Consider the following 19,899-nt stretch of genomic DNA (forward strand, 5'->3'; position numbering starts at 1 on the left):
TGTTACCGATCGGTATCCGTCGGAGTTACCGGCGGTTCGGGGAGGGTGGGAATGACAGGCTTCGAGACGGTTCTCTTACGGGTGGCGAGTACGGCGGCGAGCACGCTCGCCAGGTCCCTGCTGGCCCGCGCCCCGGGTGCAGGCCTGGCGGCGGACCCGGCCGCGGTGGCACCCCGCTGGCGCCGCCCGGCGGACCTCGGCGCACCGGAGATCCGCCGACTGTCCGAAACGCTGGCGGCGCGCCTCGGCAAGGCGACGGCCGGCCTCCCGGAGCACGAGCGCCTGGCGGCGGTGGACGCGGTGGGCGACGCCTTCGCGGGCCTGGGCACCGTGAAGGCGGACGCCCTGTTCGCGGCGGACCTGGACCCGGCCGCCCTGATGGCGCTGCTGCCGGAGCCGGCCGGCGCGGCCCTGAGCGATCCGGCCCGGGCCCTCTACCGGGACCTGGTCCGGTTGTGCTGCACGCACGCCGTGGAGTACCTGACCACCCTGCCGGGCTTCGGGGCCCGGGCCGATGTCGAACTGGTACGCCGCACCGGGGAACTGGCGCGGGCGGTGGACCGGCTCGGCCGTGCCGGGGACGGGGCGGCGTACGCCTTCGAAGAGCGGTACGCGCGCTACGTCGCCGAGACGCACGGCCGCCTCCAGCTGTTCGGGCTGACCACCGGCCGGCCGCGGCAGGAATGGCCGCTGGACCTCGCCTACATCAGCCTCGGCGTGAGCGGTGAGCAGCAGCCGGTGCCGGGCGAACCGGGCGTGCACCAGACCACCGTCAAGGCGGAAGCCGCCCTCGGCGCGACGGACCGGGTGCTGCTGCGCGGCCCGGCGGGCTCGGGCAAGAGCACGCTGGTGCAGTGGCTGGCGGTGAACGCGGCGCGGCAGGCCGAGGGTCCGTGGGGCACCCGCGTGCCGTTCGTCCTGCGGCTGCGGGCGTTCACCTCGGCGCAGAGCCTGCCCCTGCCGGAGGAGTTCCTCCGCGCCTCGGGCGTCCCGCTGGCGGCCCCGCCCGGCTGGACCGAGGAACTGATGGCCTCGGGCCGGGCGTTGGTGCTCGTGGACGGCGTGGACGAGGTCCCGCAGCGGCAGCGCGCCCGTACCGAGAGCTGGCTGCGCTCGCTCGTCACCGCCTTCCCGAAGGCGCGGTACGTGGTGACCACGCGCCCGTCGGCGGTCTCGGAGGACTGGCTCGCGGGCCTGGGCTTCACGCCGCACTCGCTGCTGCCGATGGAGCGGGAGGACATCCGGTCCTTCATCGGCCACTGGCACGCGGCGGCCCGGGCGGAGGCCGACGCCTGCGGAGAGGAGCTCGAAGCGTACGAGACCTCGCTGCTGGAGGCGGTGGGCGCGCGGCGGGACCTGGGCCGGTTGGCGACCAACCCGCTGATGTGCGCCCTGCTCTGCGCGCTGAACCGGGACCGGAGGATGCAGCTGCCGCGGGCCCGCAAGGAGCTGTACGACGCGGCGCTGGACATGCTGCTGGTCCGGCGGGACACCGAGCGGGAGATCAGCGGGGTCGAGGGGGTCTACCTCACCCGCGAGGAGCAGATCGCCCTGCTCCAGCGGTTCGCGTACTGGCTGATCCGCAACGGGCAGGTACAGGCGGGCCGGGACGAAGCCGTCGAGATGGTGGGCGAGTGGCTCGATTCGATGCCGCAGGTGCGTGAGCAGGGCGACGCGGAGCAGGTGTTCTCGCACCTGCTGATCCGCAGCGGGCTGCTGCGCGAGCCGGTGAAGGGCTCGGTGGACTTCGTCCACCGCACCTTCCAGGACTACCTGGGCGCCAAGGCGGCGGTGGAGTCCCGGGACTTCGGCGTCCTGGTGAAGAACGCGCAGGACGACACGTGGGACGACGTGGTCCGCATGGCGGTGGGCCACGCCCGCCCCGACGAGCGGACCCGGATCCTGCGGGGCCTGCTGAAGCGCGCGGACAAGGTCAAGACCGCCCGCAGCCGCCTGGTCCTGCTGGCGGCGGCCTGCCTGGAACACGCCGCGGAACTGGACCCGGCCGTCCGCGCCGAGATCCAGAGTCGCACTGCGGAGCTGCTGCCGCCCACCCGGCTCTCCCAGGCCGAGGAACTGGCCAAGGCCGGCGAGCTGGTCCTCGATCTGCTGCCCGGCTCGGACGACTTGTCCGAGCCGGAGGCCGCAGCAGTCGTACGCACCGCTGCCCTCGTGGGCGGACCGCAGGCCTTGGAGGTGCTCACCCGGTTCCGGGCCGACACCCGGCCCATGGTCAGGGCCCAGTTGGCGGGCGGCTGGCAGCACTTCGACCGGATCGCATACGCGGACACGGTCCTGACCGAAGTCGACCTGTCCCTCACCTACCTGACCGTGGAGTCAGCCGAGGAACTGTCCTTGCTTGACCGGCTCCCGGCAGTGCGGAACCTGACCCTGAGGGGAGGGCTCGGGATTCCCGACGCGGTGACGCTCATGCACGGGCGGCTCGAAGGACTCGCCCTCCAGCAGGACGAGCTGCTCACCGACCTCTCCCCGCTGGCCCGGTTCGAGCGGCTCAGCTATCTGGGTCTCTACGAATGCCCCCGGGTCGAGGACCTCGGCCCGTTGTCCGGGCTGCCCCTGCAGACCGTGACGCTCACCCGGGTGCGCCCGGGACTCTCACTGAGCCCCCTGGCCTCGCTGGACCACCTCACCCATCTCAACCTCGACTTCGCAATGGACGTCCGCAACGTCGGGGAGCTGGCGGTGCCCGACTCCCTGCGCTCCTTCGGGCTGTGGGAGAACGCCTCCCACCTGGACCTGCACGGGCTCGAACGATGGCCGGACCTCAGGGTGCTGACCCTCTCCGGTGAACGGCAGACCGCTCAGCTGGCGGCGCAGCAGTCGGCGCCTGCCCTGAACATCCTGCAGCTGCACACCATGGCGGTCGACCCTTCGCAGCTGGTCCGGCACGAGCAGCTGACCGAGCTCCTCCTGTACAAGTGCAGTCTCGCCTCGGGGCTGGAGCCCCTGCTCGCGCTGCCGCGCCTGACCCGGCTCTCGGTGAGCTTCTCCACCGGGCCCGTCGACCTGTCTCCGCTGGCCGCCAGGGAAGACCTCTTCATCGACGTGTTCGGCCCCAACGCCCTGCTCGGAACCGAACTGTTCCCGCCGGGGCGGCTCGTGTACAAGAACTGAGCCGCCCGGCGGGAGCCGTCGTCACCAGACCCGGACCGACCCCCCGCGGGCGAAGGCCGGGCTGGTGGCCTCCGGGGGGATCCGGGTCAACGGTTCGGCGATCTCCGAGACCAGCGGGCCGTGCTTCGCCGCCAGCGCGTCCAGCCGGGCCAGGTCGAAGCCGTAGACGCGGGCCGCGTTGCCGCCGACCATCGCCGCCACTTCCTCCCTCGGCAGGCCCGCGTACGCGATGCGCAGGCCTTCGCGGGAGAAGGGGGTGGTGCCCTCGTCGTGGGGGTAGTCGCTGCCCCACATGATCTTGTCGAGGCCGATCCGCTCCCGCAGCGGCACCTCGTGCGGGCGCATGAAGCTCGCCCCCACGAAGCAGTTGTCCCGCCAGACCTCGCTGGGGCCCCGGCCCATGGAGTCGGCGAGGCCGGCCCCGAACTTGGACTCGGCCGTGGCGGAGGCCGCGACCAGGCGGCCGTGGTAGTAGTCCAGCATCTCCAGCACGCCCGGGATCCAGCCGGAGCCCTGCTCCGTCAGCACCAGCTTGAGCCCCGGGTGGCGGTGGAAGGCACCGCCGAAGATCAGGTGCCACAGCGCGCGGTGCGAGAACCAGGTGGTCTCCACCATGAAGACGGCCCGGGCCGCCGGTTCGTCGCCGAGCGGCGGCGAGGCCGAGCCGCCGTGGTGGTTGACCGGCACGTCCAGTTCCTCGCACACCGCCCAGACGGGGTCGTACGCGGCCGAGTGGAGCTCGGGGACCGGCGAGCCGGGCGGGACGCCCGGCAGCAGGATCCCGCCGGTCAGGCCCGCCTCCCTCGTGCGGCGGATCTCCCGCACCGCCTCGTCGACGTCGTTCAGCAGGATCTGCGCCACGCCGGCCCGCCGGCCCGGGGCGTCCGCGCAGAAGTCCGCCAGCCAGCGGTTGTGGGCCTGGAGGCCGGCCCACCGCATCGCGTACTCCGCGGCCGTCGGCGGCTGGGCCATCAGGGAGGCCTTGGGGAAGAACGGCGGGATGGTGTTGGGGAAGACGACCTCGGCGACGATGCCGTCCGCCTCCAGCTCCGTCAGCCGGCGCTGGGAGTTCCAGTTGCGGTCCGCCGTGTCCGCGAGGAGGTCCTCGTACGGGTTCACGTACGTGGCGGCCCAGGCGTCGAAATCCTCGTGATGGCGCTTCTCCAGGTACGGCTTGTAGTCGAGCAGGTCGGCGCCCGCGTGGCAGTCCGCCGAGATCACCGTGTAGCGGTCCCCCGTCATGACGAGACCCCCAGCACCGGGAAGTCGTTCTCCGTCAGCCAGTGCCGGCCCACCTCCCGCGAGCGCGCCCAGGAGGCCTCCACCGCCGCCTGGTCCGGGGACTGGCCGAGTTCCGCCGGCGTCGGCCCGATCCGGCGGGCGATCGGGGCGAGCTCGGCCGCGTCGAAGCCGAAGACCTCGGCCGCCGCCAGGCCCAGCATCCGGCGGGTCTCCGCGACCGGGATGTCGTGGAAGGTGGTGCGCAGCCAGCTGCGGGTGTTCGGCCAGGTTCCCTCCGGGTGCGGGAAGTCCGAGCCCCACAGGATGTTGTCCACGCCGATCTCGTAGCGCTGCGCCAGCTCGCGCCGCTTGGTGTTGGTCGCGCAGATGAAGACCTGGCGGTCCAGGTACTCGCTCGGCGGCCGCTTCAGCTCCGCGAACGGCGAGAGCTTCTTGCCGCCGTGCGCGCCCAGGTAGAGCCGGTCCATGAACCACAGCTGGTTCGGCAGCCACCAGCAGCCCGACTCGGCCACGCCGAACCTCAGCCCGGGGTGCCGCTCGAAGACCCCGGACCACAGCAGGAACCACAGGGGGCGGGCCGGCCACCAGGTGACCTCGGAGACGTAGATGCCGAGGTGGTCGCCGTACTCGTGGCGGGGTGCGGCGCCCGAGTGGGTCACGATCGGCATCGCCGTCTCGGCGGCGGCCGCCCAGACCGGGTCGTAGCGCCGGTCGTGGTAGGGCGCCTTGTCCACCCACATGGAGGGGATCATCAGCGCGCCCAGGCCGGACTCCTTCGCCCGGTGGATCTCGGCGACGACCTTCGCCGGCTCGCCGGTGATGGGCAGCAGCGCGACCCCGCAGTGGCGCTCGGGGTGCTGTGCGACGAACTCGGCCAGCCAGCGGTTGTGGGCCTGGGCGCCCGCCATGCCGAGTTCGGGGTCCTGGTCGCCGGAGAGCCCGAGGCCCACCCCGAAGGGCGCGGCGGTCTGGCTGTCGACGGCGTCCGCGTCGGGGAAGACGACCTCGGCGGCGACGCCGTCGCCGTCGAGCTCCTTGAGCCGCTGGGCCACGTCCCAGCCGCCCTTGAGGCCTTCTTCGTGGTCGTGGAACCACTTCTCGGCGAACGCCTCGTTGCGGACGCCCAGGCGGGTCGCCTCCTCCCGCCGGGCCTCGCGTTGGCCGAGGAACTCGTCGAACTGCGGATGGAACTTCCGCTCCAGGTACGGGCGGTACCGCTCGGTCGGCAGACCGGCGTGGCAGTCGGAGGAGATGATCAGGTACGGGTCTTCGTACCGGTCTGCGTGCGCGTCGTCGGACACGGCTGAGCCCCCTCAGTCGAGGATGAAGCTTTCCAGGTAGGCGGGGTTGGCCCGGTCGAGCATCGACTGCGACCGGGCGCGGATCTGCCGGTCGCTGTGCTCGCTCGCCGGAAGCATCCAGAAGCGGTCGGTGCGGATGCCGTCGACGACGTGCTCGGCGACCTCCTCGACCGGGGTGAACCGCACCTCGTGGCCGGCCTCGCGCATGGCGGCCTCGTACTGGTCCAGGGTGCGGTACGGGGTCCTGCGCGGCCGCTGCTTCGCGTACCGCTCGGGCCGGTTGCGGTGGGACTCCCACAGCCCCGTGCGCAGCATGTGCGGTCCGGGGAAGAGGACGGAGGCGCCGACGGGCGCGCGCTCCGCCCTGAGGTGGGCGTACAGGGATTCGGTCATGGTGACGACGGCCGCCTTGGTGACGGCGTACACGGAGGCGGTGGGCAGGGGGGCGATGCCGCCGTCGCCGGAGGAGGTGTTGACGACGTGCCCGGGGCCGCCGCCGGCGATCATGCGGGGGACGAAGGCCTGGATGCCGTGGAAGACGCCCCACACGTTGACGGAGAAGGCCCATTTCCAGTCGTTGGGTTCGTGCTCCCACATCCGGCCCTCGGCGCCCGAGCCGACGCCCGCGTTGTTGCAGAGCACGTGGACGGCTCCGAAGGCCTCGTACGCGGCGTCGGCGAGCGCGGTCACGGAATCGCGGTCGGCGACGTCCACGAGCCGGGCGAGGACCTCGGCGCCCTCCTCGGCCAGGTCGTCGGCGGCCTTGTGCAGGGCGCCCTCCTCCACGTCGGCGAGGACGACCTTGAGGCCCTCGGCGGCGAAGCGGCGGGCCATGGCGAGGCCGATCCCGCCGGCGGCGCCGGTGACGACGGCCACCTGTCCCGGTGCGAGCCGCATCTCACGCACTCCCTTCCGGCGGGCCGTCGAGGATCTGCATCGGGTCGTCGTAGCGCTGGTGGATGTACGGCAGCAGGGCCTGGGCGCTGACCCGCTCGACGACCCGGCCCTGCTGGTCGGTGATCTTCTCGCCGATGGTGATCTCCACGATCCGGCGTACGGGGAGGTCGGCCACGGGGTCGAACATCGACTCGCGGAGCACCACGTCCCCGGTGATGTGCTCCAGCTTGCGCACCGTCTCGTTGCGGGTGCAGTGCACGAGGACGGGGTCGGCGTCGAAGCCCGAACCGTCCACTCCGGGCAGGAACTTGAAGTAGAAGTCGGTCCTGGTGGTGGGCTCGGGCAGCGGCAGCTCGCGGTCCACCGCACCGCGCACCTCCACGAACGCGATCCCGCGCCGGGCGAGGGCGGCGCGTACGACGAGCCCCTCGCGCTCGACGGTGACCTCGCCCAGTTTCTTCGGCTCGCCGAACACCTCGCGGCCGCCGACCAGCGCGCGCTCGTGGGTCATCGGCATGACCAGCGGGTACCAGCCCGCGACCCCGCCGTGCCGTGCGGCGACGGCGACCGAGCCGGCGCCGAGGGGGTAGCCGGGGAGGTCGACCTTGCTGATGTTGGCCCGTACGAGGGGCCGCTCGGCGGGCTTCAGCGGCGGCGGCAGGACCGCCGCCACCAGGTCCGGGTCGCTCTCCCACACCGCCACCACACCGGTGGACCAGATGTCGGGGAGCCGGGAACTCTTTTCGCGCGACGCCGCGATCTCGGCCTCGGTGCGCGCTCCGTACCGTACGCGTGCCATCTCTCGCACCACCCTTCGGTCGGTTCTGTAACACAGTTACACCGCGGGCGATGAAGGGTAAAGACCCTCGCACGACCAGAACTGACGACTCGACAGATGGGCGGATCCCGGACCATGGCCAGAACCGCGCTGACCCGCGACGAGGTCCTGGAGGCGGCTGCCTCCCTGGTCAAGCAGCACGGCCCGGCCGCCCTCACCATGCGCAAGCTCGCCGCCGAGCTCGGCACGGCGGTGACCTCCATCTACTGGCACGTCGGCAACCGCGAATCGCTTCTGGACGCACTCGTGGAACGGACCGTCGAGCAGATGGGCGCGGTCCGCCCGGCCGGCAGCACCCCGGGCGAGCGCATCCTCTCCGTGGCGCGGATCCTGCGCCGCGAGCTGCGCGCGCGCCCGCACCTGATCGCGATGGTCCACGAGCGCGGACTCACCGAGCGGATGTTCCTGCCGGCCCAGCAGGCGCTGGTGCACGAGGTGCACGCGGCGGGACTGCGCGGCACCCGGGCCGCCGACGCGGTGCGCGCGATCCAGTTCCAGATCGTCGGCTTCGTCCTCGTCGAGCGCAACCGCGAGCGCTCCCCCGCCCAGTCCCCCGCCGAGAGCGACCTCTGGGAGCCGGCCACCGCCCCCCACGATCCGCCGCTCGCCCGGGCCCTGGCCCGCCCGGCGGATCCGGAACGGCTGTTCCTGCTGTCGACGCGGGCCCTCGTACGCTCCCTCCTGTCCTCGGACCCCCAGGGCGCTGATGCGGCAGGGCACTGATGCGGCGGGGCGCTGATGCACCGTGAGGCGGGCCCACCGTCCCGGGCAGCGGTGTCAGTCGGGGCCGATATCCTCTGTGACCATGCTCGCCGACCGTACAACCGCAGAGACGTCGTGGCCGACCGCGTACCCGGAGGGGTATGCGGTCGTCGACGTGGAGACGACCGGACTCGCTCGCGACGACCGGATCATCTCCGCCGCCGTCTACCGGCTCGACGCGCAGGGCAACGTGGAGGACCACTGGTACACCCTGGTCAACCCGCAGCGGGATCCGGGGCCGGTGTGGATCCACGGTCTGACCAGCGACATGCTCCAGGACGCGCCGCTCTTCAAGGACATCGCCGAGGAGTTCTCGGGCCGCCTCGCGGACCGGGTGCTGGTCGCGCACAACGCCATCTTCGACTGGCAGATGATCGCCCGTGAGTACGCGCGGGCCGCCGGGACCGTGCCGGTCCGCCAGCGGCTGTGCACGATCGCCCTGTCGAAGGAGCTGAACCTCCCGCTGCCCAACCACAAGCTGGAGTCCCTCGCCGCCCACTTCGGCGTGGTCCAGCAGCGCGCCCACCACGCGCTCGACGACGCGCGCGTCCTCGCGGAGGCCTTCCGCCCTTCGCTGCACGCGGCCGCGCGGGACGGCGTACGGCTGCCGCTGCTGGAATGCCGGCCGCTGACGGAGTGGTCGGACTCCCCCGTCACGCCGCGGGTCGGCTACCAGCCCTCGTACCGGGGCGGCAGTTGGCGGCCCTCCCGCAAGCGCCCCCCGTGCCCGTACCCGAATCCGGGTCGGTTCGAGGACGGCAAACCCCTCAAACAGGGCATGCGGATCGCCTTTTCGGGGGACACCTCGGTGGACCGGGAGCTGCTGGAGGACCGGGCGGTCGAGGCGGGCCTGCACATCGCATCGAGTGTGTCGCGGCTCACGAGCCTGCTCGTGACGAACGACCCCGACTCGGCGACCTCCAAGACGGTCAAGGCGAAGTCCTTCGGCACCCCGGTGGTGGACGAGGCGGCCTTCACCCAGCTGTTGCGGGACGTGGCTGCGGCAGACGGGTGAGCGTCGGGCGACTCGCCCGGCGCCCGCTTCTCCGGCTCGCTCTGCGGTCCCACCCTGTGGCGCATGGCACGTTGTGAGGTCTGCGGAAACGATTACGGAATGTCCTTCGAGGTGCACGCGCAGGGCGCGGTGCACGTCTTCGACTGCTTCTCGTGCGCCATCCACCGCATGGCGCCCATCTGCGAGCACTGCCGGGTGCAGATCATCGGGCAGGGAGTCGAGGTCGAGGGCCAGTGGTTCTGCGGGGCGCACTGCGCCCGCGCGGAAGGGAAGGTGGGCATCGTCGACCGCGTCTGACCCGGCCCCCGTCCCCATCCCCTCCCCCATCCCGTCCCTCCCTCCCCGCCGGTCTCCCCCGTCCGGCACCCCCGTCTCCCGCTCCGTCTCCCGACCCCGGACGGCCACCCGGCCGCCGGGGTCCACGCGGCTGGAGGTACCGTCGTGGGCGTGTACCGCTTTGTGCTGACCCGGCAGTGGGTGTGCCTCACCCTCCTCGCCCTCGTCCTCATCCCCGTGATGGTCAGGCTGGGGTTCTGGCAGTACCACCGCCATGAGCACCGGGTCGCGCAGAACGAGCTGATCGCCTCGAACCTGACCGCGAAGCCGGTCCCGATGGCCGAGGTCAGCTCCCCCGGCCACGTGGTGCCGAGGTCCGACTACTGGCGCGCCGTCACCGCCACCGGTACGTACGACACCGCGCACGAGGTCGTCGTCCGGATGCGCACCTCCAACGACGACAAGGTCGGTTTCCAGGTCCTGACCCCGCTGGTGCTGGGCGACGGCCGGGTCGTCCTGGTCAACCGCGGCTGGGTGGCGGGCGGCGACGACCCCCGCGCCTACCCGCCGGTGCCGGCCGCGCCCCCGGGCGAGGTGACGGTCACCGGGCGGCTGAAGGCCGACGAAACAAGCGGCGCCAGCGGCATCAAGGACCGCAAGGGCCTGCCGGAGCGCCAGGTGATGCTGATCAACAGCGGGCAGCAGGCGGAGTACCTGGGCAAGCCCGTGCTCGGCGGCTACCTGGAACTCACCGCCCCGGTACCCGCGGACGGGAAGCCCGAGCCGGTCGCCGAACCCGACCACGACTCGATCGGCCCGCACATGGCGTACGCCGTGCAGTGGTGGCTGTTCGCGTCGGCCGTTCCGCTCGGGTGGCTGGTCCTCGTACGGCGCGAGAAGCGCGACCGTGAGGCGGCGGCCGCCGTCGGCGGATCCCCCGAGCGGGAGCCGGCGACGACGGCGTAGCGTGTCCGCATGGATCTTGGACTGAAGGACCGCGTGTACGTCGTCACCGGAGCCACCCGGGGCCTCGGCTTCGCCTCGGCGCGTGAACTGGCGGCCGACGGCGCGAAGGTGATCGTGTCGGGCCGGGACGCGAAGCGCGCGCAGGACGCGGCGGCCGAATTGGGCCCGAACGCGGTGGGCGTGGCCGCGGACAACTCCGACCCCGAAGCGGCGTCCCGGCTCATCGCCACGGCGAAGGAACGCTTCGGCCGCATCGACGGCATCCTCATCAGCGTGGGCGGACCGGCGCCGGGCTGGGCGGCGGACAACACCGACGCACAGTGGACGGCGGCGTTCGAGTCGGTCTTCCTGGGCGCGGTACGACTGGCCCGGGCCGCGGCGGCCGAACTGGGCGAGGGCGGGGTCATCGGCTTCGTCCTGTCGGGTTCGGTCCACGAGCCGATCCCCGGTCTGACCATCTCGAACGGCCTGCGGCCGGGCCTGGCGGGCTTCGCGAAGTCCCTGTCGGTGGAACTGGGGCCGCGCGGGGTCCGGGTGGTCGGGCTGCTGCCCGCCCGCATCGACACGGACCGGGTCCGCGAGCTGGACGCGCTGTCCGGAGACCCGGAGGGAACGCGGGCGGCCAACGAGGCCGGGATCCCGCTGAGGCGCTACGGCACGCCGGAGGAGTTCGGGCGCGCGGCGGCCTTCCTGCTCTCGCCGGCGGCCTCGTACCTGACCGGCATCATGCTCCCCGTCGACGGCGGCACCCGCCACGGCTTCTGACTCCGCCCGCAGCCCTGCCCGGGCGCTGTCCCTGGCGCTGTCCCGGGTGGGGCCCCGCCACCGCCCGGGGCCACCGGGCGGCGCGGGGCGGCGCCGTGGGTCCCCGACCGCGGCGTCACGTGACCCGGCGGGGGCGGTGGGCCCTGACCTCCAGGCGGGCCTCCGTCGGGAGGGCCGGGAGCGCGGCCGAGGTGCGGGCGTGGGTCAGGACCGGGCCTTCGAGCGCGGCCAGCGCATCGGCCGGCACCGCGTACGGCTCCAGTTCCACCGCCACCCGCAGCGCCGGCGCCCCCCTCCTCCCCCGCAGCGCGACCCTGCACCGGGCCACCCCCTCCACCGCCCCCACCTCCGCGGCCACCGCCTCCTCCAGCGCCCGCCCCCGCAGCACCGCGAACGCCCCGTCGCCGGTGTCGACCACCAGCGCCGCCAGCCGCGACCGCCGCAGCTGCGCCAGCAGCCACCACAGCGCGAGCAGGACGCACAGGCCGAGCCCGGCGAGCTCCACCCACCACCACCAGCCCTCGGCATGCCAGTGGCGCCGCCGGGTCGCCTCCGCCAGCAGCGGCCGGTGCCGCCCGCCCAGCGGCCTCGACGCCGTCAGCACCAGGACCCCCGCGGCCGTCAGCACCGCGCCGACCACCCCGAGCAGGATCCGGTTCACCGTCCCCAGCACGCGCTCACCCCTTTCCCCCGACGGCGGCCCGGCCCACCCGTACCCGCGTTGCCGGGGCACCTTCGCCGGCCTCGGCGAGCCCCAGTTCTGCGATGCCGACGGCGAGGACCTCGTCCAGGTCGGCCCGTACGTCGTCCAGCTCGCGGAAGTGCGAGGCGGCCCGCACCGTGATGCGGGTGCGGCCGACCTTCACCCGCGCCGACCGCACCCCGGACACCTCCATCGCCCGGTCCCGCAGCACCTGCGCGGCCGCCCTGCGCCCGAGCCCGGCCCGTACGTCCGGACCGGACACCCGCATCGGCAGGATCCCGCGCAGCCCCGGGGTCAGCGCCAGCACCATCAGCACCAGCCCGGCCGCCACCAGCACCCCGGCGCCCACCAGCACCCCGGTGTCCGCCGGGGTCTGCCGCGCCAGCCGGCCGACGAGCTCGCGCCGCCAGCGCATCCCCGGGCGGTGGGCGCGTACGGCCGCGAGGTCGTACAGGAACAGCCCCGCGGTGCCCAGCACCAGGAGTGCGGTCAACGCAGCCGGAACGCGCCGGGCGGACCGGAACCGACGGGGCCGGCCGCGGGCAGGGCGGGCACGAGCGGGCCGGGCACCGGCGGACCGCATTCCCGCGCTCACCGCAGCTTCCGGTCCCGTACGGTGGCGGAACCCGTCTGCGCCGGGTGCAGGTGCTCGATGTCGATGTCCACCTCGGGCACCGCCATGCCGGCGCACTCCTCGATGCGGAGGGCGACGTTGCGGCGCACGGCCGCACACTGGGCGCCCAGGTCCGAGGGGTAGGCGAGCTCCAGGCTCACCCGCACCCGGGCGATGTCGTGGTGCACCGTCACCGTGGCATGCGGCGCGGCCGGCCCCGCCTCGGCGGCCGGTCCGCCGGAAGGCCGCCCGACCAGTACCTCCCGCGCCGCCCGGGCCGCGATCTTGGCGACGACCCGGTCGGCGATACGGGTGGCTCCGCGGTCGGCGGGTGGCACCCGGGGCGGAGTCGCCCGCGGCGTACTGCTCACCGCGGCCTCACCTGCCCCGGTCGCGGGGGCGGAAGAAGTCGCCGGGTTCCAGGTCCCCGTCCAGGAACCGGCCGACGACGAAGCCGATGGCGCCGAGCGCCGCCACCAGCAGGAAGGCCCCGAACCCGCCGAAGTACCCGGCGAAGGCCAGAGCCATGCCGGCGAACATGCCGGCGACCGCCATCCTCATGGAGCCCTCCTCTACTGGAGCCGGGTCTCCGGCTCCTCGTCGGGCTCGTCGGGAAGCTTGACGTCGCTGACCGCGATGTTGACCTCGACGACCTCCAGGCCGGTCATCCGCTCGACCGCCGCGATGACGTTCAGCCGGACGGCCCGGGCCACGTCGCGGATCGCGACGCCGTAGTCGACGACGATCTCCAGGTCGAGGGCCGTCTGCACCTCGCCGACCTCTGCCTTCACGCCCCGGCTGACGGACGACTTGGCCCCGCCGGGGACGCGGTCGCGGACGGCGCCGAAGGTACGGGACAGTCCGCTGCCGCTGCCCATGGCGTGGACGCCGACCACCTCGCGGGCGGCGAGTCCGGCGATCTTCTCGACGACGCCGTCGGCGATGGTGGTGCGGCCGCGGTCGCCCGCGTCGCGTGCGGCGCCCCCGGATGCGGATTCGGTCATCGCGTGTCCCTTCGCGCGGGTGGACTCACTCCGACCACGGTAAGCGCGGGGGCTCGGCCGCGCCCGGGACGACACCGAAGGCGCCGCCGTCCCGCGGTGGTGAGGGGGAGGGCGACACCCGGTCGGCGGTGGGCAGGGGAAGGGTCAGTCGGAGAGGCCCGCGAGATCGCGCAGGCGGCGGGCCTGGGCGGCACGCTCGGCGGCGCGCTGGTCGTCGTAGGGGCGGGACAGCGCGTCCCGGAGCAGGGCCTTCGTCTCGATCACCGCATCGCGCGCCGGGGCGAGCAGGGCGGTGGTGAGGTCCTGGACGGCGGCGTCGAGTTCACCGGCCGGGACCACCAGGTTGGCCAGTCCGACCCGCTCGGCCTCCTCGGCGTGCACGAAGCGGCCGGTGGCACAGATCTCCAGCGCGCGGGCGTAGCCGACGAGGGAGGTCAGCGGCTGCGTGCCCGCCAGGTCGGGCACGAGGCCGAGGCTGGTCTCGCGCATGGCGAACTGCACGTCGTCCGCCACCACGCGGAGGTCGCACGCCAGCGCGAGCTGGAAGCCGGCACCGATCGCGTGGCCCTGCACGGCGGCGATGGACACGATGTCGGGCCGCCGCCACCAGGTGAACGCCTCCTGGTACTCGGCGATGGTGGAGTCGAGCAGTTCCTCCGGACCGCGCGCCAGATCGAGGAAGGACGGCTCACCCTCGAAGCCCTCGGGGGTGAACGCCTGCCGGTCGAGCCCGGCGGAGAAGGACTTGCCCTCACCACGCAGCACCACGACCCGGACGGTGCCCGGCAGCGACCTTCCGGCCTCCGTCAACGCCCGCCAGAGCGCGGGGGACTGAGCGTTTCGCTTGGCCGGATTGGTCAGTGTCACCGTCGCGACCGTGTCGTCGACGGTGAGCCGTACGCCGTCCTTGTCGAGCAGAGCCATCTGGGTGCCTCCGGTGTGCAGTCGGGCCGCGATCTCGGCCCAAGTGACTGCACAGTAACCACCCGGTCGGCCGGATGGCCGACCGGGGGTCACCGAAGGAACCGCGGTGTGGGCAGGCTAAAGTCGCGCTCCCCGCACCCTGGCCTCACGGCCGGGAGGCGGGTCAGGCCGTAGCCGCCTTCTTGCCGCGCGTCGCACCACCGCGACCACGCAGCACGACTCCGGACTCGCTGAGCATCCGGTGGACGAATCCGTAGGACCGGCCGGTTTCCTCGGCCAGCGCCCGGATACTCGCACCGGAGTCGTACTTCTTCTTCAGGTCTGCCGCGAGCTTGTCGCGCGCGGCGCCGGTTACCCGGCTGCCCTTCTTCAGAGTCTCGGCCACCCGTGCCTCCTCATGGGAAGTGCGCTCTGGACTTCTCATGATCACCCCTCCCCGGCTTCCTGGCCACCCATTCAGCAAGGTCGGTACGACGGCATTTCCCGAGGAGTGGACACCCGAGCAGAACGGAATCTGTTCTTCCGCTGCATGACGTCCGTCACACTTCCTCGCGCCCACGGGAAACCACCAGGTCAGGGCGGGCGGCGGGGGAAAGCGACGGCCCCGGTGGCGCGCCCGGACGGGCGCGGCCGGGGCCGTCGTACAGAGCGCAGCGGTACGAGACCGTCTCACTCAGATGATGGATCACGCCTGAGCCGAATGATCCATAAGGAACTGGATCAACCCGATCGGCGCGCGCGGCGACCTCAGGCGAGGGCGACGAGGTCCCGGTAGTCCGGGCCCCACAGGTCCTCGACGCCGTCCGGGAGCAGGATGATCCGCTCCGGCTCCAGCGCCTCGACCGCGCCCTCGTCGTGCGTGACGAGGATGACGGCGCCCTTGTAGGTGCGCAGCGCGCCCAGGATCTCCTCGCGGCTGGCCGGGTCGAGGTTGTTGGTGGGCTCGTCCAGGAGCAGCACGTTCGCGGAGGAGACGACCAGCGTGGCCAGGGCCAGGCGGGTCTTCTCGCCACCGGAGAGGACCCCGGCCGGCTTGTCGACGTCGTCGCCGGAGAACAGGAACGAGCCGAGCGTCTTGCGCACGCTGACCAGGTCGAGGTCCGGGGCGGAGGAGCGCATGTTCTCCAGGACGCTGCGCTCGGGGTCGAGGGTCTCGTGCTCCTGGGCGTAGTAGCCGAGCTTGAGGCCGTGGCCGGGGATCACGGTGCCGGTGTCGGGCTTCTCGGTGCCGGACAGCAGGCGCAGCAGGGTGGTCTTGCCGGCGCCGTTGAGGCCGAGGATGACCACGCGGGAGCCCTTGTCGATGGCCAGGTCGACGTCGGTGAAGATCTCCAGGGAGCCGTACGACTTCGAGAGGCCCTCGGCGGTCAGCGGGGTCTTGCCACAGGGCGCCGGGTCGGGGAAGCGCAGCTTGGCGACCTTGTCGGAGACGCGGACGGCCTCCAGGCCCGACAGCAGGCGGTCGGCGCGCTTGGCCATGTTCTGCGCGGCGACGGTCTTGGTCGCCTTGGCGCGCATCTTGTCGGCCTGGGCATTCAGGGCCGCGGCCTTCTTCTCGGCGTTCTGGCGCTCGCGCTTGCGGCGCTTCTCGTCGGCTTCGCGCTGCTGCTGGTAGAGCTTCCAGCCCATGTTGTAGACGTCGATCTGGGACCGGTTGGCGTCCAGGTAGAAGACCTTGTTCACGACGGTCTCCACCAGGTCGACGTCGTGGGAGATCACGATGAAGCCGCCGCGGTAGTTCTTCAGGTAGTCCCGCAGCCACACGATCGAGTCGGCGTCGAGGTGGTTGGTGGGCTCGTCGAGGAGCAGGGTGTCGGCGTCCGAGAACAGGATCCGGGCGAGCTCGACACGGCGGCGCTGACCGCCGGAGAGCGTGTGCAGCGGCTGGCCGAGCACCCGGTCGGGCAGGCCGAGGGCCGCCGAGATGGTGGCGGCCTCCGACTCGGCGGCGTAACCGCCCTTGGTCAGGAACTCGGTCTCCTGGCGCTCGTACTGGCGCAGGGCCTTGTCGCGCGTGGCGCCGGAGCCGGTGGCGATGCGCTCCTCGTTCATCCGCATCTTGCGCAGCAGGACGTCCAGGCCGCGGGCGGAGAGGATCCGGTCGCGGGCGAGCACGTCGAGGTCGCCGGTACGGGGGTCCTGCGGGAGGTAGCCGACCTCGCCCGAACGGGTGATGGTGCCGGCGGCGGGCTGTCCCTCGCCCGCGAGGCACTTGGTGAGGGTGGTCTTGCCCGCTCCGTTGCGGCCGACCAGGCCGATGCGGTCGCCCTTGGCGACGCGGAAGGAGGCGGACTCGATGAGGACGCGGGCGCCGGCGCGCAGCTCGATGCCGGTGGCGGTGATCACGGAAATACTCCAGGGCGGTGGGGACGGCGGAAGGGGGGCAGGGCGCGAGCTTCGACGCCGCTAATCCGCGAGGAGATTTGCCATGCGATTCATTCTACCGGGGGTGCGCAACTACTTTCCGGGCACGCGGACCGGGGGGTGGGCGCGCCCGCGTCCGCCCGCACGGTCCGGCCCGCTCTGGGCCGGGGCGCATACCGGCCCAGAGCGGGCGATACTCGCCGCAGAGGCGGCCGTGTGCGGGCCACGTGCAGAGCATGCGCAAGCGAGGGCGGTGCGGGATGCAGTTCGACGACGACGCCAATCTGGACACGTCCGAGGTCAGCGACCAGCGCGGCAGCCGCATCCCCGGCGGCCGGGCGACGATCGGCGGCGGCATCGCGGGGCTGATCGCGCTGATCCTCGGCATCATCTTCGGCGTGAGCCCGGACCAGCTGGGGCTGTCCTCCGGGAACCCGGAACCGCAGGCCACCTCCTCGGGCCTCAGCGAGGTGCAGCAGTCCTGCCGGAAGGGGCGGGACGCGAACGCGCGGGAGGACTGCCGGCTGGTGGCGGTCGTCAACAGCACGCAGGACTTCTGGCGCCAGGAGCTCGCCCGCCGCGGCGGGACGTACACCCCGGCCTCCACGGTCTTCTTCACCGGCCGGGTGAACACCGCCTGCGGTGCGGCCACCTCGGCGGTCGGCCCCTTCTACTGCCCCTCCGACCGGAAGGTCTACCTGGACCTGGGGTTCTTCGAGCAGCTGCGGACGCAGTTCGGCGCGAACGGCGGCCCCTTCGCCCAGGCGTACGTCGTCGCGCACGAGTACGGGCACCACGTCCAGAACCTGACAGGCACCCTGCGCAGGGCACAGGACGGGCAGCAGGGGGCGAACAGCAACGCGGTCAAGGTCGAGCTCCAGGCCGACTGCTACGCCGGGGTGTGGGCGCACAACGCGACGCGGACCCCGGACGAGTCCACGGGCAGGCCACTGATCACCACGCTCACCGACCAGGACATCCGGGACGGCCTGGACGCGGCCGCCGCGGTGGGCGACGACCGGATCCAGGAGAAGTTCCAGGGCCGGGTGACCCCGGAGTCCTGGACGCACGGATCGGCCGCGCAGCGCCAGCAGTGGTTCTACCAGGGGTACCGCACGGGCGACATGGCCCAGTGCAACACCTTCCGCTGACTGCCCTCCCCCGGGTCCTCGGCGGCGCCTGCCATGCTGTGGCCTGGATCACATTCGCCAGCACGAGAGGGAGTGACCGTCATGGCAGGCGTTCCGTCCATCTTTCCGACACTGCTCTACCGCGACGCCAAGTCCGCGATCCAGCAGCTGACGGAGGCGTTCGGATTCACCCAGGTCGCCGTCTACGAGGGAGAGGACGGTGCCGTGATGCACGCCGAGCTCTCGTACGGGAACGGCGCCGTCATGCTCGGCAGCAAGGGCCGCGGCGGCGTGTTCGACAAGGCCATGGAGAGCGCCGGACCGGCCGGCGTCTACGTGGTGGTCGACGACGTGGACGCGCACCACCGCCGGGCCGCCGAGCACGGGGTGGAGATCCTCATGGAGCCGACCGACCAGGACTACGGGTCGCGGGACTACATGGCCCGCGACGCCGAGGGCAACATCTGGAGCTTCGGCACCTACGCGCCGCAGGTCTGACCCGCCCCCGGCGGGAGCTACGCCCCGCCGGTGTGCACCTGGAAGGCCGCCCGGCGGACCGCCTTGGCCAGGGCCGGATCGGGGTGGGCGGCGGCCAGCGCGACGAGGACCTGCACGGTGCGCGGGTGGCCGACCGCCCGGACCTCGTCCAGCAGGCGGGGAACGGTGGTGCGGACGGCCGAGTCGAGGTGGCGCGCCAGCAGGTCCGCCTCGCCGTGGTCCGCGATGGCGGCGGCGGTGTCCACCCAGAGCCAGGTGGACTCCTCCGGGGTGAGCACCTCCTGGGCCTCGTCGGGATCCACCCCGTCGTGCTCGGCGAGCCAGAGCAGGGCGTAGGGCCGCAGCGCGGGCTCGCGTACGGCGGCCCGTACGTCCGGCTCGGCGGGGGCGCCGACCACGCGCAGCGCCTCGAAGGCGAGACCGCGCAGCAGGGCGTCCTCACCGCGGGCCGCCTGCAGCAGCTCGCTGACGGCGTGTCCGACGGGCCGGGCGGCGAGCCAGGCCCGGTACTCGGCGCGGGCCGGCCCCGGGGTGAGCCGGGCGCAGCCGTGGAGCATGGCGGCGGCGGACTGCTCGATGTTCCCGGCGGGACTCTGGGCCGCCACGCAGATCTGCTCCAGCTTGACCCAGACCGCCCAACTCCCCAGCGGGGTGAGGGCCGCCTGCGCCGGACCGAGGGTGACGGCGTCCACGGCGGCGAGCCCGCCGAGCGCCCAGCGCAGCAGCCGGGCGAGCGGGAAGGGAGCCGCGGGCCCCCCGGACGGCTCGGCCTGCGAGGTGTCGCGCGCGGGGGCGTCGTAGGGCACCTCGCACCGCTCGTCGCGCAGTTCGGTCACGCGCTGGCCGAGCAGGTCGAGCAGGTCGGGGACGGTCACGGGCCCGGCGGACAGCTGGAGCAGGGACAGCAGTTGCGGCATCGCCTCGACCACCTCGGCGACGGCCGCGGGCGCGATGTCGGCGGGGGCCGGGTGGACCAGCGACCAGGCGTCGAACAGGGCGACCCAGCCGCGCAGTACGGCGCTGTCGTCGCGGTCCCAGGCGCGCAGCCGCCAGCCGGGCCGGGCGTGGCCGCCGTGCACCTCGACGAGGCCGGCGAGCCGGGCGCGGTCCCAGCCGACCTGGATCTGGCCGTGCGTCAGGCGCAGTTCCGCGGCGGCGCGTTCGACGTCGGCGGCGGGCAGCGCTGCCGCCGGGGCGGGCCGGCCCCCGTCGCCGCCGAGATGGAGCTCGGCCCAGCGTGCGAGCCGTACGGCGTCGGCGAGCGAGGCCCGTGCCCGGTTGGCCAGTTCGGCCGTGGCGGGGGTGCCCGCCGGGGGCCGGGAGGCGGGCCGGGTGCGTCGGTCGGTCACCGCCTTGCGGGCCGTGGCGACGGACCGCGGGGAGACGAGTCGGAGTCTGGAGTCGCGAGCCAACTGCTCATCAGGCTTTCGGGACGTCACGGAAGCAGTCTCGCCCGTCACCGGCCG

General features: G+C 73.0%; 21 protein-coding genes. 8 read left to right on the top strand and 13 right to left on the bottom strand.

Annotation, left to right across the window (positions count from 1 at the left end):
• Positions 1-51 precede the first annotated feature (51 nt).
• Positions 52-3,135, top strand: coding sequence for an NACHT domain-containing protein (locus AC0666_RS12485; RefSeq protein ID WP_468966625.1), 3,084 nt, complete (start codon positions 52-54; stop codon positions 3,133-3,135).
• Between the two features lie 21 nt (positions 3,136-3,156).
• Here AC0666_RS12485 and AC0666_RS12490 read toward each other — a convergent pair whose 3' ends face one another.
• The 4 genes from AC0666_RS12490 to AC0666_RS12505 are packed head-to-tail and all read right to left on the bottom strand — an operon-like array spanning position 3,157 to position 7,374.
• The gene (locus AC0666_RS12490; RefSeq protein ID WP_468966627.1) at positions 3,157-4,377 is read right to left on the bottom strand and encodes an amidohydrolase family protein; all 1,221 of its coding nucleotides are present in this window, start codon (positions 4,375-4,377) and stop codon (positions 3,157-3,159) included.
• Positions 4,374-5,678 (bottom strand): amidohydrolase family protein, encoded by a 1,305-nt coding sequence (locus tag AC0666_RS12495; RefSeq protein WP_468966630.1) that lies wholly within the window; start codon positions 5,676-5,678, stop codon positions 4,374-4,376. Before AC0666_RS12495 ends, AC0666_RS12490 begins: the two co-directional genes overlap by 4 nt.
• Positions 5,679-5,690: 12 nt before the next feature.
• The gene (locus tag AC0666_RS12500; RefSeq protein ID WP_468966633.1) at positions 5,691-6,575 is read right to left on the bottom strand and encodes an SDR family NAD(P)-dependent oxidoreductase; all 885 of its coding nucleotides are present in this window, start codon (positions 6,573-6,575) and stop codon (positions 5,691-5,693) included.
• A gap of 1 nt (position 6,576) precedes the next feature.
• Positions 6,577-7,374 carry an acetoacetate decarboxylase family protein gene (locus AC0666_RS12505; protein ID WP_478707569.1) on the bottom strand — a complete coding sequence of 266 codons (798 nt, stop codon included), beginning with the start codon at positions 7,372-7,374 and terminating at the stop codon, positions 6,577-6,579.
• 114 nt (positions 7,375-7,488) lie between these two features.
• Here AC0666_RS12505 and AC0666_RS12510 point away from each other — a divergent pair, with 114 nt between their 5' ends.
• The 5 genes from AC0666_RS12510 (at position 7,489) to AC0666_RS12530 (ending at position 11,197) form a co-directional block, all read left to right on the top strand.
• On the top strand, positions 7,489-8,136 hold the full coding sequence (locus AC0666_RS12510) for a TetR/AcrR family transcriptional regulator (protein WP_468966638.1): 648 nt from the start codon (positions 7,489-7,491) through the stop codon (positions 8,134-8,136).
• Positions 8,137-8,212: 76 nt separating this feature from the next.
• Positions 8,213-9,190: a DEDDh family exonuclease gene (locus AC0666_RS12515; protein WP_468966641.1), complete on the top strand. Its 978-nt coding sequence runs from the start codon at positions 8,213-8,215 to the stop codon at positions 9,188-9,190.
• Positions 9,191-9,253: 63 nt separating this feature from the next.
• Positions 9,254-9,487, top strand: coding sequence for a hypothetical protein (locus tag AC0666_RS12520; protein WP_150210515.1), 234 nt, complete (start codon positions 9,254-9,256; stop codon positions 9,485-9,487).
• A 150-nt stretch (positions 9,488-9,637) separates the two neighbouring features.
• Positions 9,638-10,432, top strand: a complete 795-nt coding sequence (locus AC0666_RS12525; RefSeq protein ID WP_468966643.1) for an SURF1 family cytochrome oxidase biogenesis protein — start codon at positions 9,638-9,640, stop codon at positions 10,430-10,432.
• A gap of 9 nt (positions 10,433-10,441) precedes the next feature.
• Positions 10,442-11,197, top strand: coding sequence for an SDR family oxidoreductase (locus tag AC0666_RS12530; protein ID WP_361716958.1), 756 nt, complete (start codon positions 10,442-10,444; stop codon positions 11,195-11,197).
• 115 nt (positions 11,198-11,312) lie between these two features.
• On the opposite strand, the gene amaP is transcribed toward AC0666_RS12530, so the two are convergent.
• From amaP to AC0666_RS12570, 8 genes are all read right to left on the bottom strand, one after another.
• Positions 11,313-11,870 carry an alkaline shock response membrane anchor protein AmaP gene (gene amaP, locus AC0666_RS12535; protein ID WP_468584600.1) on the bottom strand — a complete coding sequence of 186 codons (558 nt, stop codon included), beginning with the start codon at positions 11,868-11,870 and terminating at the stop codon, positions 11,313-11,315.
• 4 nt (positions 11,871-11,874) lie between these two features.
• On the bottom strand, positions 11,875-12,483 hold the full coding sequence (locus AC0666_RS12540) for a DUF6286 domain-containing protein (RefSeq protein WP_468967555.1): 609 nt from the start codon (positions 12,481-12,483) through the stop codon (positions 11,875-11,877).
• An 8-nt stretch (positions 12,484-12,491) separates the two neighbouring features.
• Positions 12,492-12,884 (bottom strand): Asp23/Gls24 family envelope stress response protein, encoded by a 393-nt coding sequence (locus tag AC0666_RS12545; RefSeq protein WP_468966648.1) that lies wholly within the window; start codon positions 12,882-12,884, stop codon positions 12,492-12,494.
• A 7-nt stretch (positions 12,885-12,891) separates the two neighbouring features.
• Positions 12,892-13,074 (bottom strand): hypothetical protein, encoded by a 183-nt coding sequence (locus AC0666_RS12550; protein WP_356849324.1) that lies wholly within the window; start codon positions 13,072-13,074, stop codon positions 12,892-12,894.
• An 11-nt stretch (positions 13,075-13,085) separates the two neighbouring features.
• Positions 13,086-13,517, bottom strand: coding sequence for an Asp23/Gls24 family envelope stress response protein (locus AC0666_RS12555; RefSeq protein ID WP_468584604.1), 432 nt, complete (start codon positions 13,515-13,517; stop codon positions 13,086-13,088).
• Between the two features lie 144 nt (positions 13,518-13,661).
• Positions 13,662-14,441, bottom strand: coding sequence for an enoyl-CoA hydratase/isomerase family protein (locus AC0666_RS12560; RefSeq protein ID WP_468584605.1), 780 nt, complete (start codon positions 14,439-14,441; stop codon positions 13,662-13,664).
• A 163-nt stretch (positions 14,442-14,604) separates the two neighbouring features.
• Positions 14,605-14,826 (bottom strand): helix-turn-helix domain-containing protein, encoded by a 222-nt coding sequence (locus AC0666_RS12565; protein ID WP_054222696.1) that lies wholly within the window; start codon positions 14,824-14,826, stop codon positions 14,605-14,607.
• A 362-nt stretch (positions 14,827-15,188) separates the two neighbouring features.
• Entirely contained in the window at positions 15,189-16,787 is a 1,599-nt protein-coding gene (locus tag AC0666_RS12570) for an ABC-F family ATP-binding cassette domain-containing protein (RefSeq protein ID WP_361716977.1), read from the bottom strand.
• Between the two features lie 278 nt (positions 16,788-17,065).
• On the opposite strand from AC0666_RS12570, the gene ypfJ reads away from it, so the two are divergent.
• Positions 17,066-17,956 (top strand): KPN_02809 family neutral zinc metallopeptidase, encoded by an 891-nt coding sequence (gene ypfJ, locus AC0666_RS12575; RefSeq protein ID WP_468966654.1) that lies wholly within the window; start codon positions 17,066-17,068, stop codon positions 17,954-17,956.
• Between the two features lie 81 nt (positions 17,957-18,037).
• Positions 18,038-18,433: a VOC family protein gene (locus AC0666_RS12580; protein ID WP_469154872.1), complete on the top strand. Its 396-nt coding sequence runs from the start codon at positions 18,038-18,040 to the stop codon at positions 18,431-18,433.
• 17 nt (positions 18,434-18,450) lie between these two features.
• On the opposite strand, the gene AC0666_RS12585 is transcribed toward AC0666_RS12580, so the two are convergent.
• Positions 18,451-19,872, bottom strand: a complete 1,422-nt coding sequence (locus tag AC0666_RS12585) for a hypothetical protein (RefSeq protein ID WP_468966660.1) — start codon at positions 19,870-19,872, stop codon at positions 18,451-18,453.
• Positions 19,873-19,899: the final 27 nt, after the last annotated feature.

It is taken from the genome of Streptomyces sp. NPDC043680 (assembly GCF_056436685.1).

Coding starts and splice junctions, on each gene's coding strand:
- AC0666_RS12485 (WP_468966625.1), top strand. CDS start 52: ATGACAGGCTTCGAGACGGTTCTCTTACGGGTGGCGAGTACGGCGGCG.
- AC0666_RS12490 (WP_468966627.1), bottom strand. CDS start 4,377: ATGACGGGGGACCGCTACACGGTGATCTCGGCGGACTGCCACGCGGGC.
- AC0666_RS12500 (WP_468966633.1), bottom strand. CDS start 6,575: ATGCGGCTCGCACCGGGACAGGTGGCCGTCGTCACCGGCGCCGCCGGC.
- AC0666_RS12505 (WP_478707569.1), bottom strand. CDS start 7,374: ATGGCACGCGTACGGTACGGAGCGCGCACCGAGGCCGAGATCGCGGCG.
- AC0666_RS12510 (WP_468966638.1), top strand. CDS start 7,489: ATGGCCAGAACCGCGCTGACCCGCGACGAGGTCCTGGAGGCGGCTGCC.
- AC0666_RS12520 (WP_150210515.1), top strand. CDS start 9,254: ATGGCACGTTGTGAGGTCTGCGGAAACGATTACGGAATGTCCTTCGAG.
- AC0666_RS12530 (WP_361716958.1), top strand. CDS start 10,442: ATGGATCTTGGACTGAAGGACCGCGTGTACGTCGTCACCGGAGCCACC.
- AC0666_RS12540 (WP_468967555.1), bottom strand. CDS start 12,483: ATGCGGTCCGCCGGTGCCCGGCCCGCTCGTGCCCGCCCTGCCCGCGGC.
- AC0666_RS12550 (WP_356849324.1), bottom strand. CDS start 13,074: ATGAGGATGGCGGTCGCCGGCATGTTCGCCGGCATGGCTCTGGCCTTC.
- AC0666_RS12555 (WP_468584604.1), bottom strand. CDS start 13,517: ATGACCGAATCCGCATCCGGGGGCGCCGCACGCGACGCGGGCGACCGC.
- AC0666_RS12560 (WP_468584605.1), bottom strand. CDS start 14,441: ATGGCTCTGCTCGACAAGGACGGCGTACGGCTCACCGTCGACGACACG.
- ypfJ (WP_468966654.1), top strand. CDS start 17,066: ATGCAGTTCGACGACGACGCCAATCTGGACACGTCCGAGGTCAGCGAC.
- AC0666_RS12580 (WP_469154872.1), top strand. CDS start 18,038: ATGGCAGGCGTTCCGTCCATCTTTCCGACACTGCTCTACCGCGACGCC.